Raw genomic sequence first — 18,175 nt, forward strand, 5'->3', positions numbered from 1 at the left:
GCAACCTTAACGGTTCGTGATACTGATACGCCAGAAGACCAATTAACCGTTTCTTTAGAGAACAACTCAAACGGCTACTTCGTGTTGGTTGGCAATGAAGTCAAGCTAACTCAAGCGGGTGTTGACGCGGTTAACAACGATGAACTCAACCTTAAAGACCTGACTATCAGCGCGTCAGTGTCGGATGGTGTTAATCCAACGGCTAGCGACAGTGATAGCTTGGTTGTGAATCGTGTTAACGATGCGCCAACAGTTGATAATGCCATTACAGATCAAGTGTTATCGGAAGATTTCGCGACCTACACGATTGATTTAAACGACGCATTTAAAGACAGCGACTCCGTGCTTAGCTTCTCAGTAGCCGGTAACAGCAACGTGTTGGTTTCGATTGAAAATGGCATCGCGACCATCTCACCAACCGCAGACTGGAACGGCTCTGAAGCGTTGACCTTTACTGCCACCGATCCAAGCGGTGAAAGCGTCAGCCAAGCGGTGAACTTCACAGTAGCGCCTGTGGCGGACATTGAGGCTGATAAAGCGACGGTTGTGGAAGACACGCCAACCATCATCAAGGTCTTAGATAACGATACGTTTGAAGGCGACGATAAAGTGGTGTCGCTGGATACCAATAACGGTCCAGCTAACGGCACGGTCTCGGTCAACCCGGATGGCAGCGTAACCTACACGCCAAACGACAACTACCACGGTACAGACAGTTTCACCTACATCGTCACATCTGGGGGCGTCAGTGAGTCCACCACGGTGAACGTCGATGTGACACCGGTCAACGATGCGCCTGTGGCGAAAGATGACATCGCTACGACACAAGAAGACACCGCAGTTACTATTGATGTTCTGACAAACGACAATGATGTGGATGGCGATAAGCTGAGTATTGAATCAGCCTCTGTACCTAAAGAGCAGGGTACGGTTGAAGTGGTGAATGGCAAACTTGTTTTCACTCCGGCCGAGAACTTCAATGGCGACGCTGAAATCACTTACACCGTGACTGATGGTTCACTGACTGACCAAGCGACGGTCAACGTCACCGTGAATGCGGTGAACGACACGCCTGCGGTTGAAAGCAGTATCGCAGACCAAAACTTTATGCCATACACCATCGATCTGAATACCGCCTTCAGTGATGTAGATAACGCTGATGGCGATCTGACCTTCAGCGTCTCTGGCAACAGCAACATTCAAGTGGCGATCGTCAATGGCATTGCCACGATCACTCCAACCGCGGACTGGAACGGCTCAGAAATCCTAACCTTTACTGCCACCGATCCAAGCGGTGAAAGCGTCAGCCAAACGGTGAACTTCACAGTAGCGCCTGTGGCGGACATTGAGGCTGATAAAGCGACGGTTGTGGAAGACACGCCAACCATCATTAAAGTTTTAGGTAACGACACGTTCGAAGGCGACGACAAAGTGGTGTCGCTGGATACCAACAACGGTCCAGCCAACGGCACTGTCTCGGTCAATCCTGACGGCAGCGTGACTTACACGCCAAACGACAACTACCACGGTACAGACAGCTTCACCTACATCGTTACGTCAGGCGGGGTATCGGAATCCACCACGGTGAACGTCGATGTGACGCCAGTCAACGATGCGCCAGTGGCAAAAGATGATACCGCTGTTACTGACGAAGACACGCCAGTGACAATTGATGTCCTGCCAAACGACACCGATGTGGACGGTGATACACTGTCTATCCAATCAGCGTCCGTACCTGAAGCGCAAGGTAAGGTTGAGATTGTTGATGGCAAACTGGTGTTCACACCGGCCGAGAACTTCCATGGTGACGCTGAAATCACTTACACCGTCACCGATGGTTCGCTGACTGACCAAGCGAAGGTGACCGTTACCGTTAACCCAGTAAACGATGCACCAACCATCAAGGTTGATGCCGTGGAAAGCATCACTGAAGATGCAGTGAGCACTGATACGGTAGTCGCAACCTTAACGGTTCGTGATACTGATACGCCAGAAGACCAATTAACCATTTCTCTAGAAAACAACTCAAACGGCTACTTCGTGTTGGTTGGCAATGAAGTCAAGCTAACTCAAGCGGGTGTTGACGCGGTTAACAACGATGAACTCAACCTTAAAGACCTTACTATCAGCGCGTCAGTGTCGGATGGTGTTAATCCAACGGCTAGCGACAGTGATAGCTTGGTTGTGAATCGTGTTAATGATGCACCGATTGTTGAAAGTGCCATTGCAGATCAAGTGTTATCGGAAGATTTCGCGACCTACACGATTGAGTTAAACGACGCATTTAAAGACAGCGACTCCGTGCTTAGCTTCTCAGTAGCCGGTAACAGCAACGTGTTGGTTTCGATTGAAAATGGCATCGCGACCATCTCACCAACCGCAGACTGGAACGGCTCAGAAATCCTAACGTTTACTGCTACCGATCCAAACGGCGAGAGCGCCAGTCAAACGGTGAACTTCACGGTAGCGCCTGTGGCGGACATCGTGGCAGACAAAGCGACGGTTGTTGAAGACACGCCAACTATCATCAAGGTCTTAGGTAACGACACGTTTGACGGCGACGATAAAGTAGTGTCGCTTGATACCAATAAAGGCCCAGCTAACGGCACGGTCTCGGTCAATCCTGACGGTAGCGTAACTTACGCGCCAAACGACAACTATCATGGTGAAGATACTTTCACCTATATCGTCACCTCCGGTGGTGTCAGTGAATCCACCATTGTTAAAGTTGATGTCACGCCAGTAAACGACAAACCTGACAGTGAAGACTTTACGCATGTGGCCGATGATCAGCTTACGCACGTTGTGTTTGATACCGATACGAAACCTCTGGGTAGCGGTGACTCTCAAGATCATATCGCGGATGTTGAAGACGACTTAAAAGACAACGATCTACATGTCCGAATTACTGAACTGCCAACCTCAGGTACGTTGTTCTTTAAAGATAGTGATGGTGAGTTGCACGAAATTAAAGAAGTAAGCGATACGCTTTATGACAAAGACAGTCTTTACTATGAAGCTGATAATGTTGGCTTCTTATTAGGTATCAAAGATCGTCCAAATACGCCTAATGGCTCGGAATCTACAACAGATTTCAATAACTGGGGATTAAGTGAGGATGGTGGTCCATCAAATTCACGTACTGAGCATTTAGCAAATGGAGCCTCTATCACCATTTCTTCTGATAGCGGTGAGCTTGCACAGTACAACCGCCAGGTGTCACATATCGGCAATGGTATCGCTGACAATGATGGGCAGGGTATTGAGAAGGGTGAAACAATTACGATCGATTTGTCTAATAACCCTGTGGGCAGCGTAAACCTTGGACTAGATGGACTAGGTGGATTGTTTGATTACGGTGATGACAACGCAGCGCTTATTACGGTTACATACTTAGATTCAAATAATGTCCAACAGACTCAAACGTTCGAGTTTTTGAAGCCTGAAGGCAACTTCATGCTATTCCAAGAAACAAGCGTTGGTTATGGGAAAGATCTAGCTCTTCCTGAAGGTTCGGTCATTACTCAGTTAGATTTTTCTACGAAAAATGAAGGTAACTGGGAGTTACGTTATGTAGAAGGTGTTCCTGCAGAGGACAGCTTTGGATATGTGGCCGTCGACTCTGAAAGTGGCGTTAGCGATCCATCTACAGTCAATATCGTTAATGAAATGCTAGGTGGTAATGTTGCTGAAAATGGGCCAAGTCTGTCTGTGGTCGGTGATAGCGTGACTGAGGGTGACAATGTCACTTTTTCGGTTGTTCTAGATGAAGTCACCAGTACTGCTGTTAAGTACCAAGTTGATATGCTTGCTCAAGGTTCTTCAGTTGATAAGAATGACGTAAATCTATCAAATGCAACCTACACAAATGGTGTTGTTTTCTTAGGTGGTTACTTGATTGTTCCTGCAGGTATAAGTAGCTTCGAAATATCGATTCCGACTATTGATGACTTGGTTGTGGAAAGCAGCGAAACGATCGTTCTTGAGCTCGGCGGTGAAACGGGGACGGCAACAGTTCTTGATAATGATAGTTCAGAACTTAGCGTAGTAGATGCCGGCGATGTCATTGAAGGAACTGACGCAATATTTACCGTTTTACTCTCTAACCCTGTTCAAGAGGCCGTTGTCGTCAATCTGAAGTCAACAACAAATGATAGCTATACTGCGGAAGATGTTGATCTAGGCACTATGGTAGTGACCTATGTGGATACTCATGGTCAAACTCAAACATTAGATATAGCGCCTAATGGAGACGTTACTATACCTCCAGGTGTCGCTGAAATTAAAGTCGCAGTCTCGACCAAACTAGATAATGTCCATGAAGGTGATGAGAGCTTTGGTCTGACGGTTACGGAAATCGGTAGTGTCACCAGTAATGGTATTGCAACTGGTAACGCAAATATTGTGGATTCTGATCCTGCACCTTTAGTTAGTATTAGTGCCGATCAAAACAGCGTAAATGAAGGTGAAACGGCAGGCTTTACGCTGACACTTGATAAAGTTGCAGATGAGAGCGTTACGGTTCATGTCGAATATAGTGGCGTGGCCCAAGATGGAAAAGATTTTGTTGGCGTTCTTAGTGTTGAAGTTCCTGCGGGTCAATCTTCAGCTGCTCTTGACTTACTGACGCTCACCGATGGTATTTATGAGGGCGCAGAATCTTTCACAGTAACCATTAAAGAGGTGGATGGCGCTGATGCGAGCATTGCTTCAAATAACAGCGCAAGTGTTGTGATCGTTGATGCCCAAAGTGCACCGAAAGTGACTATTAGCTCAGATCAATCCTCAGTTGATGAAGGTAGTTATGCAAAATTTATCGTCAACATTGACCAAAAAGCAGATGAAGATGTACTGGTAACATTCACAATCGGCGGGAATGTTGATGACAAAGATTATATTGCTCCAAGTACGTACACAGTCACGATTCCAGCGGGTAAAACGTCGGCGCCGATTGATATAAAAACTCTCGATGATGGTATTTACGAAGATCTTGAAAACCTAACTGTGACTCTAATTGATACGGTTGGTGCAGATTCGACGCTTGCAAGTGACTCGAATGAAGCAACAGTCTCTATTATAGATGCTCAGCACGCTCCAGAGTTTATTTCTGACGGCGATAGTGCTGGTGACAAACCAAATGATGATGTTTACGACTTCGGGTCAGTTAACGAAAACACGGTGAGTGGGTCCGTTATTGGTACGGTCGTTGCTGAAGATCACGATAATGACGTGCTTGTATACCGCTTTGCAGATGGCTCGACCACTAATGGTATTTTTGATATCGACCCGACAAGCGGAGAGATTTCATTGAACAAGACAATCGATGATGTTGACTTGGGCGATTATACGCTTCAGGTTGAGGTTATCGATGGAACTGGCGGGATTGATACTGCCGAGGTCAATGTTTCTCTGGTAAATGTGAATGATGCACCTGAATCTTCGCCTTCCGCGGTTGAGATGAGTGAAGATACCCAAGTGATGCTTGATTGGTCATCATTCGGTATTAGCGATGTGGACTCTAACGTATCAGAGCTCTCCGTCCAAATCACAACGCTTCCTAGCGATGGGTCATTAGAGTATAAAGATTCGCAGGGCGATTGGCAGTCTGTCCAAATCGATCAAGTGCTTGATAAATCGCTCTTTGATGAAAACAGTGTTCGTTTTGTACCTGAATTAAATGAGTCTGGCAGTGACAGTTTCGGCGGAAATCAAGTCGGAAACCAGGAGTCTAGTTACGCTCAAATTGGCTTTAAACCAACAGATGGACAGAGTACCGGTCAAGAGTCAACACTGACAATAGACGTAAACCCTATCGCTGATAAACCGAACTTAATCGCAGTGACGCACGAGAACTCATTACCCCAACAAGAGTTTAACGTTACGACATGGAGTAATGTTCAAGTTGGTTCTAGTGATGGTATGGGGGTCAATGGAGAGACTCTAATCTCAGCGATCAACGCTCTTGATGAAGCCGATGGTACTCGATTGAGTTGGGCAAATGTGGAAGATTTAGGGACTCATGCAACCTTGGCAAATGAGGCCGTTCTAGTCACATCTCTTGTTTATCTCGAAGCTGGCTCGAGTTACGACTTTGTCGGTCAAGCCGATGATAGCCTTGCAATCAAGTTGGGTGGTGCGTTACTTGATCAAGCTCGTTGGGGTAGTGACAGTGGTGATATTAAGGGTGCTAGCTTTACCCCTTCGGTATCTGGCTTTTATCCAATTGAAATTTATCACCATAACCAAAGTGGTCCGGGTAACTTTAATGTGGATGTATCCATTAATGGACAAGCACCTGTCAATCTGAGCAACAGCAGTCTTTACGTAGTTAGTGATGAAAGTGCACTAGAAGCAACTGATATCAGAACGTCTGAACTACAAGAAGTTAATGGTGTTGCGTTTTACGAAACATACCAGCTGAACGAAGGGTTACAAGATACAGCGATACCGCTCTCTGAAATTAAAGCAAGCTTAAATGATACAGATGGCTCTGAATCACTTAAAGTCACGCTAACTGGCTTACCTGTAGGTGCGATCCTTTCAGATGGAAACAGTTCTATTACTGTCGCAACTATTGATGAAGAACTGGACGTGACAAGTTGGGCATTAGATGCACTTACTGTGACTCCACCTGCGGGCTCCCATGATGACTTCACAATCAATTTGACGGCAACGAGTACAGAACGCGCGAATGGTGATTCAGCAGAATCTAACTTGGCGATCAATGTTGTAGTACATGAGAACTTACCGACGGAAACGGAAAGTGATATTGGGAAGACCAACGAAGATAATTCGCTACAGGGTAACGTATTGCGTAATGACTTTGATGACGACAACACCCTGATGGTTGATCACATTACTATTAATGGCACTGACTATGCGGTAGGTGAAAACGTATCTTTGACCAGTGGCACTTTCTTAGTAAACCAAGATGGTAGTTACGTATTTGAACCTACCGAGCACTGGTCAGGTGATGTTCCATTAATTAATTACACCACAAATACTGGCGCAACAAATACGCTTGATATCAACGTTGTCGCAGTTGCAGATGCCCCTGCGATCACGATTAATGTTGGAGAGTTAGTAAAAAGAGATGCTGTTGATCCTAATCACAACTTAGCCACTTCTGCGATAGATAAAACGCCTACAGAGAATGAACTCGTCGCTGCTGATCTTGGTTTGGATGATGTCGTGCAAAAAAATCACTCATACGCCGGAGTGATGCTAGGTGACAACAACGATAGAAGTGATACCGATAGCTTATTCGTTGGGACTGATTACAATGACACCTTCTATGGTGGCGGCGGTGATGACGTATTTATTGGCGGTGGTAATAACGACTCTTTCTATGGTGATGATGCGTCCACTATTACAGATTATGATGGCCAAGATACGGTTTACTTAACTGGAAACTTCAGTGACTACAAAATGACCTTCAAAGACGATCATGGAGGTCAAGTTCCATATTGGATTTTGCTAGATAATCGTTCTATCGATTCGGTAAACGACCACACAGGTAGTGATGATCGTGGTGATCACTTATATGAAATTGAACGAATTGTTTTTGCAGACAAAGTCGTTGAATTGAAGCCTGACGGCACCTATGAAGTGCTTCAAGAGCGTTGGATTCCCGTTGATATTAACGTTGATTTGGTTGATGTCGATGGAAGTGAAAGCTTGGCGCAAACTGTTTTTGTGGAAGGTTTACCGGATGGTGTAGAGCTGTATATCGATGGACATGCCGTTAATCAGGACGCAAACGGTAGTTATCTTGTCACCCTGGATGCTAACGGTAAGGTCTCTTTAGATATCAGAGTGCCGTTTGATTATGAAGGTAGTCTAGAGTTCCCACTAAGCGTTACCGCGACGTCGGTTGAAGAAGCAAATAATGATGCCGCTTCAACAACAGAGTCTGTTGCGCTTACAGCTCGTGACTATGTTCTAGAGTCGGGTTCACATGGGAACGATCAGATAACGGGCAGTGACGATCACGATATTATTGTTGGCGATGTCCAAGGATTGGAGATTATTGCGGGTCAGGACTACAACATCGCCTTTGTTTTGGATACTTCAGGGAGCATGGGTAACTGGGTAGGAACTGCGAAGCAAGAAGTACTAGATGTGTTTGATGAACTGTTAAGCGCTGCAAATCAGGGTGAGAAGCCTGGAACAGTGAATATTCACCTCAGTGAGTTTGCTTCAAGTGCGTCAGCAGTTATTTCCGTTGACTTGAGTTCTCCAACAGCAAGAGATGAGTTTGTAAAAGAACTGAATAGTGCTATAGGTGATGAGGGTGACGGCGGCACAAACTATGAGGCGGGTTTACAGTCAGCTGTTGAATGGTTTAGCAGTCAACCTAACCCTAATGGCCAAAATATCACGTACTTTGTTACTGATGGTCAACCAAATAGAGCAACGCATCTCTATCATTTAGCGCCGAATGAATTCTCGAAAGTGATTTTGGATGTCGATGATTCTGGCAAGCTTGTTACCCTGCAAGATATAGTTAGTAACAGTAGTTATTCATACGGACAGACGGTTACCTACAAAGGTGACGTCGTTATAGATAGTTACGGTCAAGTATATTCACCGCTAACAGGCAGAGCCCTTGGTGATATCGACAGATATAATGGCTCTATCCGTTACTACGATGAAGGTGGCAGCTCAACACAAGCTCAACATATGTATCAAGTGTTAGCAGCATTGTCTTCAGTAGAGTCGATAGGTCTTGGTAGTGGTGTTGATGAACAGACACTTAAGCAGTATGACACTGATGGTGTGGTAGAGTCAGATATCGATGTTACTAAACTTGCTGAAACGATATTGGGTCAAGATGTACCCCTAAAACAAGGCTCAGACACTATTCAGGGTGGAGAAGGTGACGATATCTTGCTGGGTGATTTAATTGAATTTGGCGGTAATGAGCAAGGTTTGAGTGCGATTCAATCACATGTGGCACAGCAAACGGGTCAAGATGTTTCTACCATTGATGGTGAAGACATCCATGAATACGTTAAAAGTAACTTAGAAGAATTCAACCAATCTCACCAAGGTGATAAGTCGGATAACTTATCTGGTGGTGCTGGCAACGATTTACTGTTTGGTCAGGGTGGTAACGACATACTCGTTGGCGGTGAAGGTGATGACATTCTGATTGGTGGTTTAGGTAATGATATCTTAACGGGAGATGAGGGCTCTGACATCTTTAAGTGGAGTGAAGTGACCAACGAGGTTGATACCATTACTGATTTCAACAAAGATGAGGATACTTTAGACTTCTCCGATCTGTTTGATGACTTATCAAAAGATGAAGTTGGTGAGCTTCTTACTGATCTTCAGTCCGGTGATCATACTGGTGATGTCGGAGAGTATCACGTAGAAGTGGCACCAGATGGCGGCTCGGAAGCGAACTTGAGTATTACGAAAGGTGGCTCGACATTGGACATCCATTTTGATGGTGCAAGTGTCGATGATGTGACTCAAAGTCTGATTGCAAGTTTAGAAGCGCAATACAAAGACATGTAGCATGTCTAGCCACAGGTGAAATTGAAAATCAAAAAAGGTCTAGCATTTTGCTAGACCTTTTACTTTTAAAATCAGTTCATTGCGATGTTAGCTCTTAGGAAGTGTAGTGAAAACGGTCCATTCTTTCTTCACCTCACCTTTGTGGCCAATCACCGTTGCGGTGACTCGACGGTTCAACGCATGACTCACTTGGTCGGTGCCTTGTGTTGCAAGCACTGTGTCTCCATAGCCCACAATGGTAACTCTATCCCCACTAATACCATTCATCATGAGTTCTTTTCTAACGTTCTCAGCCCGGCGCTTGGATAAGTCGAGATTGTGTTCTGCAGTACCAGTGCGACTAGCATAGCCCTGAATCTCGATAGACGTATTTGGGTACTCTTTCAAGAAATCGGACAACTCACGAATTTGTTGCGTAAAGATAGGGTTTATAACATCGGAATCGTTCGCAAATAGGACTCGAATTTGCATTTCTTGTGAGGAGTCGACATACGAACCGCAGCCATCGTTATCTATCTCGGCACCTAAAGGAGTACCCGGACATAAATCGCGCTCATTAATGACTCCATCAGAATCATCATCAAGATGATCTGCCCACTGATCGGCAATGGGCGTATCAATATAATCATATTCATCGCCTTTATCGGATGAACTGCATGCCGAAATCATCAATGAGAGTGCAATAAGAGTTATGTATTTCATAATTAATACTCCACTTCTTCTAGCCATTCTTTAGGCATTTCAACCCTTAATGCACTCAACAGTTGACCTGTTGCGTTCATCACTCGATATTTGGCGTACTGCTCTGCGTATTTAGAATCTAAGTAGTCTTTACGTGCCTCAAAGAGTTCGTTTTCAGTATTCAATAGATCAAGCAGTGTTCGCTTACCAATGCGATATTGTTTTTCATACGCAATAACGGTTTCAGATGCCGAGTCTACATGATCTGACAGGAACTCTTTTTGCTGTAGGGTCAAATCCAGTGCGCTCCATGAAAGCCTTAAGCCTTCTTCAACATTGCGATAAGCACCTTCACGTAAGTCTTTCGCTTTATTTAACTGATAGGCGAAGTTTTCTGAGTTTGCAGCGTCACTGCCGCCATTAAATAGGTTGTAGCGTAGACGTAGCATGGCAAGTGTCTCATCACTGCGGCCTTTTAAGCCATCAGCGTCGTCACGCCATGTTTGTGAAGCTTCAATGGAAATGGTTGGGTAATTAACACCTTTAGATTGTTTGTATTGAAACTTAGCAGAGTCTACGTCTGCGAGCGCGACTTGAATGACAGGGTGTAGTTCAAATGCCAAACCTACCGCTTCATCAATGGTGTATGGAATGAAATTCTGATCCGCTCTTGGAAAGATCAACCCTTGCGGGGTTTGACCCACTAAACGAGTGAACATAGTGTGAGAGTCGTACAAATTATTTTGAGCAGCTGCCAAATTACCGTGCGCTTTTGCCAAACGTGCTTCTACCTGTGTTAAGTCAGCGGTAGAGCCGATACCTGAATTGACTCGTTTTTTAATGTCTTCGTAAATATCTTTGTGAACCGCCAAGTTATTTTCAGAAAGCTTGAGTATTTCGTAAGCTTTTACTGCGTCTAAATACACTTTGGTGACTTCAAGTGCTTTATCTGATGCATCGGCCAAAAGTTGAAATCTAACTGACTCTGCATCGGCAGCGGTACGATCGATATCATTTAAGGTTGCACTGCCATCCCATATGAGCTGAGTTAGTGTTACCGAAGCTTCCTTTCGAGTGTAATCTGTATCCCCACGTCCCACCTCGTCAGAAGGGTCTAATCCCTCGTAACCAATGCCCGCATCTAAATCAATAGAAGGTAAGTAGGCGCCCGAAGAGGCTTCATTTACGTATTTTCGACTGGTGAACTCGTTAAATGCGCTCTTAATGTCAGGATTGTTTTTTAACGTCAATGCCACGGCTTGCTCTAAAGTTTGACCGAAAACGGGTAAAGACACTATTAAACTACAGCAGCAAGCAATATTTAGTCGGTTCCATTTCACGGTATTTCTCCTAAAAATTCGTGTTGCTTTTTGCTATTTCATCTCATAACTGAGACGAAACATCATAAATAACAGTGCTTGAGTAAGGGATTTATCAACCTACTGTTAAAACTAGGCTTTTGTTTAAAAATTCCAGAATTTCGCCTTTTTAAACCTTAGCACATATGGCAAATGTTGCTCAGCAACACAGCATGTTTAGGCCAGAGAAAAGCTTGAATTCTTAATATCATAGCGTTTCGCAGCTAGCGTAACTCTATACTTTTTGAATAACTCCGCCCCTTGAGTTATCAAGCATCCCACGAGCTGCGCATACAACGAAAAAATGATGATTTTGACTAAACTATAGACGTAAATGTAGGGGTGACAAACTTTTGACTTGGTTTGAAGTGGGGCGAGGTAGATATGGATCGAGTAACTTTGAGCTCATTGATGGGCAACATCGTGGTTATCGGGCTGGATGGGGAAATTAGGACCCTAGAAGAGGGACAACTACCTCAACCAGGAGAGTTAATAATTGATGAGGTATCAGATACTTCTGAGCTTGTGATCGAGCAGGTGACACCACAAGGAAGTTCGATAAACGTAACTGATGATATCACAGCGTTAATTGAAGCAATTGCTAGTGGGGAAGACCCGACTGAGCTGGGTGAAGAGTTTGATCCTGCTGCAGGTGAAGGAAACGGGTCTAGCCCACAAAATACGGGGGCTATAGATCGCACAGGTGCTGAATTACTCGCCAGTACCAATTTTGAGACAGTGGGAACTGACGGAACAGGATTTTCAAGTACTCAGGTAGAGACGCTACTCGATATTTTCCAAATACAACCACCAGAACCAACAGCAATATCAGTTCCTACAACAGTAATTGTTCAAGAGATTTCCAGCCCAACTGTCAATGAGGGTGATCTAGTTTCCTTCGACATCACACTTAACCAACCAACGGAAGACAATATCAATATCACTTTTTCTCTGTTCGATCAGACTGCGACTGGTGGATCTACTGACGAGAGCGGAAGTGACTACGTCAACGAGAGTGTTCTCATAACATTTTCCGATGGTACAACAGAAGAGATCTCAGTCGGTGACAACGGTATTTTTACTGTGTCGGTCCCGTTAGGTGAAAATGGTTTTACGGTTTCTCTCGACTCTATAAATGACTCTATATTCGAAGGTCCAGAAACATTTACGCTTTCTGGCAACACAGAAGAACAAAGTACACCTGCAACTGGGATTGCAACCATTGTTGATGATGGTAGTGGGTCTGGTTTAAGTCCTGATGATGATCGTCCAACGGTAACGATGAGCGATGCAGGGACGATTAATGAAGGTGAGTTAGCCAGCTTTAAAGTGTCTTTATCGAATCCATCAGCTACAGATGTTGAGGTCGAACTAAGTCTCAACCTAGGTGATACAGAAGCCGGCGACTTAGGCACCTTGGAATACAACACGGGAAGTGGTTGGGTCACGGTGCCAAACGATGGTGTGGTGACGGTGCCTGCCGGGCAGACTGAGTTTGATGTACGCATTGCTTCTATTGATGACGCGGTGTACGAAGGTCCAGAAGATTTCAGTGTTACGGTAACGGGCATTGGTGCGGTGCAAGGCAGCGATACGGGCACGGCAACGATTGTGGATGACAGCAGTGGCCCAGGTCCCGATCCAGACGATGACCGTCCGAGTTTGGCTATTACCGACGCAGGCACCATTAATGAGGGTGAGACTGCGAACTTCAAAGTCACCTTATCGAATGCCTCAGAGTCTACTGTTCAAGTTGAACTTGGCCTCAACTTAGGCGATACCGAAGCGGGTGACTTAGGCACCTTAGAATACAACACGGGCTCCGGTTGGGTTACGGTGCCAAACGACGGTGTGGTGACGGTGCCTGCCGGGCAAACTGAGTTTGATGTGCGCATTGCTTCTATTGACGATGCGGTGTACGAAGGTCCTGAAGATTTCAGTGTGACGGTGACCGGTATTGGTGCGGTGCAAGGCAGCGATACGGGTACGGCGACGATAGTGGATGACGGCAGTGGCCCGGGGCCTGATCCGGATGATGACCGTCCAAGCGTGACCATTAATGATGCTGGCACCATTAATGAGGGGGAGACAGCCAACTTTAAAGTGACGCTATCGAACGCATCTGAGTCTACTGTTCAAGTCGAGCTAGGCCTCAACTTGGGCGATACCGAAGTTGGAGACTTAGGCATCTTGGAATACAGCACGGGAAGTGGTTGGTTCACAGTACCAAACGATGGCGTGGTGACGGTGCCAGCCGGGCAAACCGAATTTGATGTGCGTATTGCTTCTGTTGATGACGCCGTTTATGAAGGCCCTGAAGATTTCAGTGTCACGGTAACCGGCATTGGGGCAGTGCAAGGCAGTGATACGGGTACAGCAACGATTGTGGATGACGGCAGTGGCCCGGGGCCTGATCCGGATGATGACCGTCCAAGTGTGACTATTACCGACGCTGGCACCATTAATGAAGGTGATACGGCGAACTTTAAAGTCACGTTATCGAATGCTTCAGAGTCTAGTGTTCAAGTTGAACTCGGCCTCAACTTAGGCGATACCAAAGCGGGTGACTTAGGCACCTTGGAATACAACACGGGAAGTGGCTGGGTCACAGTACCAAACGATGGCGTGCTAACGGTGCCAGCCGGGCAAACCGAGTTTGATGTGCGTATTGCTTCTATTGATGACGCCGTTTATGAAGGTCCAGAAGATTTCAGTGTAACGGTAACGGGCGTTGGTGCGGTACAAGGCAGTGATACCGGCACGGCAACGATTGTGGATGACAGCAGTGGCCCAGGTCCCGATCCAGACGATGACCGTCCGAGTGTGGCTATTACGGATGCTGGCACCATTAATGAAGGTGAAACAGCTAACTTCAAAGTGACGCTATCGAACGCGTCTGAAGCGGAAACGCAAGTAGAGTTGGGTCTTAATCTCGGCGACACCGAAGCCGGTGACTTAGGCACCTTGGAATACAACACGGGAAGTGGCTGGGTCACAGTACCAAACGATGGTGTGGTGACGGTGCCAGCCGGGCAAACCGAGTTTGATGTGCGTATTGCTTCTATTGATGACGCCGTTTATGAAGGCCCAGAGGATTTCAGCGTTACGGTGACGGGCATTGGGGCGGTGCAAGGCAGCGATACAGGTACGGCGACGATTGTGGATGACGGCAGTGGCCCGGGCCCCGATCCAGACGATGACCGCCCGAGTGTGACTATTACCGACGCTGGCACCATTAATGAAGGTGATACGGCGAACTTTAAAGTCACATTATCGAATGCCTCAGAGTCGAGTGTTCAAGTTGAACTCGGCCTCAACTTAGGCGATACCGAAGCCGGAGACTTAGGCTCCTTGGAATACAACACGGGAAGTGGCTGGGTCACAGTACCAAACGATGGCGTGGTGACGGTTCCTGCCGGGCAGACTGAGTTTGATGTGCGTATCGCTTCCATTGATGATGCGGTGTACGAAGGTCCGGAAGATTTCAGTGTTACGGTAACGGGCATTGGCGCAGTACAAGGCAGTGATACGGGCACGGCGACGATTGTGGATGACGGCACTGGCCCAGGACCCGATCCAGATGATGACCGTCCAAATGTCTACATCGTTGAAGATAGCGTGGGTGTTAACGAAGGTACCGATGCTGTGTATACCGTTAGATTATCGGCGGCGGCCGATATCGATGTGACCGTCAGGTTGAACACCTCAACCGACGGCAGCAACACGGCGGAAGCGGACGATATAGGTAGCTTTGTGGTGACCCTTGCTGATGGTGTGACAGTGGTGAATGCCAACAGTGACGGTACGTATACTATTCCCGCCGGTGAGAACGAGCTGAAAGTCACTGTGCCAACCACAGATGATGGCGTCTACGAAGGGGATGAAACCTTCACTGTGGCGGTACAAGGTGACACGGGCGTCCTAGGCAGTGACAGTGCGCTGGGCATTATTTACGACGGTGGTAACGGCCCTGGTCCCGATCCAGACGATGACCGTCCAAGTGTCTATATTGTCGAAGATAGCGTGGGCGTGAATGAAGGTACTGAGGCTGTGTATACCGTCCGGTTGTCGGAGGCTGCCGATATTGACGTGACGGTAAGGTTGAGCACATCAACAGGAGGAACTAATACGGCAGAGCCTGGCGACATTGGTGCTATTAAGCTGACATTATCTGATGGAGTAACTGTCGTGACCGCCAACAGTGATGGCACGTATACTATCCCAGCAGGTGAAACCGATCTCAAACTGTTTGTCCCAACCACGGACGACGATGTGTATGAAGGAGATGAAACCTTCACGGTTGCAGTGCAAGGTGCAACTGGAGTACTTGGTACTGACACTGCGTTGGGCATTATTTACGACGGCGGTAACGGCCCTGGTCCTGACCCGGATGATGATCGCCCGACCGTATCTATCTCAGATGCGGGTATCGTAGATGAGGGTGATATCGCGACGTTTACCGTGTCATTGAGTAATGCTTCGGAAGGTACAGTCCAGGTGCAGTTGACCTTAAACCCAGACGAAACAGAAGTGGATGATCTTGGCTCGCTAGAATATAACACCGGAGCAGGTTGGGTTGCTGTGCCTGTCGATGGCATCGTAACAGTGCCAGCAATGCTTACCGAATTTGATGTGCGCATTGCGACCATTGATGATGAAGTTTATGAAGGTCCGGAAGACTTCAGCGTGACCGTGACGGGTTTGGGCGCAGTTCAGGGCACCGATACTGGTTTAGCGACCATTGTGGATGATGGCACTAAAACGGACGACGATCGACCAACTGTGTCTATCTCGGATGCGGGTACCATTGATGAAGGTAGTTTCGCTACATTTACCGTGTCATTGAGTAATGCTTCAGAAGCCGCGGTCCAGGTTCAGTTAACGCTGAACCTGGATGAAACAGAAGTAGGTGACCTTGGCACTCTAGAGTACAACACCGGTTCAGGTTGGGTAAGTGTACCTGTCAGTGGCATCGTGACGGTGCCGGCAGGTATGACGGAATTTGATCTACGCATCGAATCAATTGATGACGGTGTGTACGAAGGCCCTGAAGATTTCAGCGTTACAGTAACTGGCTTGGGAGCAGTGCAAGGCAGCGATACTGGTCTGGCGACCATCGTGGATAACTCACCACCTACAGCCCGTGATTTCATCATTTCGCTCGATGTTCAAAATGGTATTTTCCCGGTTCAGGATGTTGAATTTGATGGATTAACGACGTCTGGGGAACAGCGTGTTGAAGATCTCGAAGATGACGCAGTTACTGCAAATGATGATGATATTTTAATTCAGGTCGTTAGCCTTCCTGAACACGGTGAACTGTATTATGTGGATGGAAATGGACAGGAAGTCATTATAGACGAAACCACACAGTTCCCTGAAAACACAGAGGTTAAGTATCGTCTGACTGAAGATTTCTTTGAGGAGCAGAGCTTTGACTCAGCCGATCTTCTTGAAGATCAAGGGAAAGATATCTTGGTTGGTTCTTACACTCCTCCTAACTCGAACTTAACGTTCACTGGAGGTCAGATCACCACCATTGGCAACAGCATCATCTTTGATTCCGACGCTCAGATTTCAGTCGATTTTGCGAATCAACAGGTCGGGTTGGTTGTCGTTTCGCCAAATGAAACGGGTCAGGGTGATGAAATCAGTACTGGTGAATATATTACGTTAGAACTGGATGAGGATTTATCAGCAAACGAAGCGAAACTGAACTTAGCCAGTCTGAATGACCGCTTCAACAGTGGTGGTGCATGGTTAACGGCATACATCTTCCTAAATGGTGCACTTGTTGATGTTCAGCAGTTTTACTCAACGGATATTACTTATACCAGCAACCACGAAGGTTCTATTACTGTTGCGTTAGCAAATGGGAGCTTTGATGAAATTCGACTTACTCCAGAAACCGATAGCGCGAGTGATAAAGCGGGCTTTACCTTGGTGGGGACTGAAATTACCAGCTTTACTGATGTGAACGATGACTTTACTTATCAGGCAATCGACACTGATGGTGCGGTAAGTAACGAAGCTACGGTAGCGGTTGATTTCGAGAACGTCACGGTAGAGGCTGTCACGGCGCTTGGTTATCAAACCATGGCCTTAAATTCGGATCTGAATCTGGTTATGGGGACAGATGGCGATGATATTCTGGTTGGTACTGAAGGCAATGACCTGATCATCGGTGGTTTAGGTAATGATATCTTGACTGGCGGTGAAGGTGATGACGTATTCAAATGGACAGAAATGCAATCCGCAACGGATACCGTGACAGATTTCAGTGACGGGGATCAGCTTGATTTTACCGATGTATTTGATGATATGAGTGGTACGGATATCTCCGCCTTGCTTGATGATCTTGGTTCGGGTGACTATCGCGGCAGTGTGGATGACATTTCCGTTGAAGTGACTGAAAGTGGAGGTAACTCGACGTTGACCATCAACAAAGATGGACAACAGCTAGAGGTTAACTTTGATGGTGCCTCTGCAGCCGATATTGCCAATAGTCTGATTTCTAATCTCGATCAATTACGAGAATAGATGGCCAAAGATAAAAAACGGAGCGTTTTTTCGCTCCGTTTTTTTATTTAATAATACGGTAAACTAACACT

Annotated in this window: 4 protein-coding genes; 2 read left to right on the plus strand and 2 right to left on the minus strand. The window is 46.4% G+C overall.

Annotation, left to right across the window (positions count from 1 at the left end; all coding sequences use genetic code 11):
- The first annotated feature begins 81 nt into the window (after positions 1-81).
- Positions 82-9,525, plus strand: coding sequence for a tandem-95 repeat protein (locus EX191_RS02390; RefSeq protein WP_341480763.1), 9,444 nt, complete (start codon positions 82-84; stop codon positions 9,523-9,525).
- Between the two features lie 87 nt (positions 9,526-9,612).
- Here the strand turns inward: EX191_RS02390 and EX191_RS02395 are convergent, their stop codons facing one another.
- Both EX191_RS02395 and EX191_RS02400 read right to left on the minus strand, forming a co-directional pair.
- Positions 9,613-10,227 (minus strand): OmpA family protein, encoded by a 615-nt coding sequence (locus EX191_RS02395; protein WP_168187803.1) that lies wholly within the window; start codon positions 10,225-10,227, stop codon positions 9,613-9,615.
- Positions 10,228-10,229: 2 nt separating this feature from the next.
- Entirely contained in the window at positions 10,230-11,546 is a 1,317-nt protein-coding gene (locus tag EX191_RS02400; protein WP_048626423.1) for a TolC family outer membrane protein, read from the minus strand.
- A 402-nt stretch (positions 11,547-11,948) separates the two neighbouring features.
- Between EX191_RS02400 and EX191_RS02405 the strand changes: the two genes are divergently transcribed.
- Positions 11,949-18,104, plus strand: a complete 6,156-nt coding sequence (locus EX191_RS02405; RefSeq protein WP_193447065.1) for a Calx-beta domain-containing protein — start codon at positions 11,949-11,951, stop codon at positions 18,102-18,104.
- Positions 18,105-18,175: the final 71 nt, after the last annotated feature.

The organism is Vibrio chemaguriensis (genome assembly GCF_012275705.1).
GTDB classification, from domain to species: domain Bacteria; phylum Pseudomonadota; class Gammaproteobacteria; order Enterobacterales; family Vibrionaceae; genus Vibrio; species Vibrio diabolicus.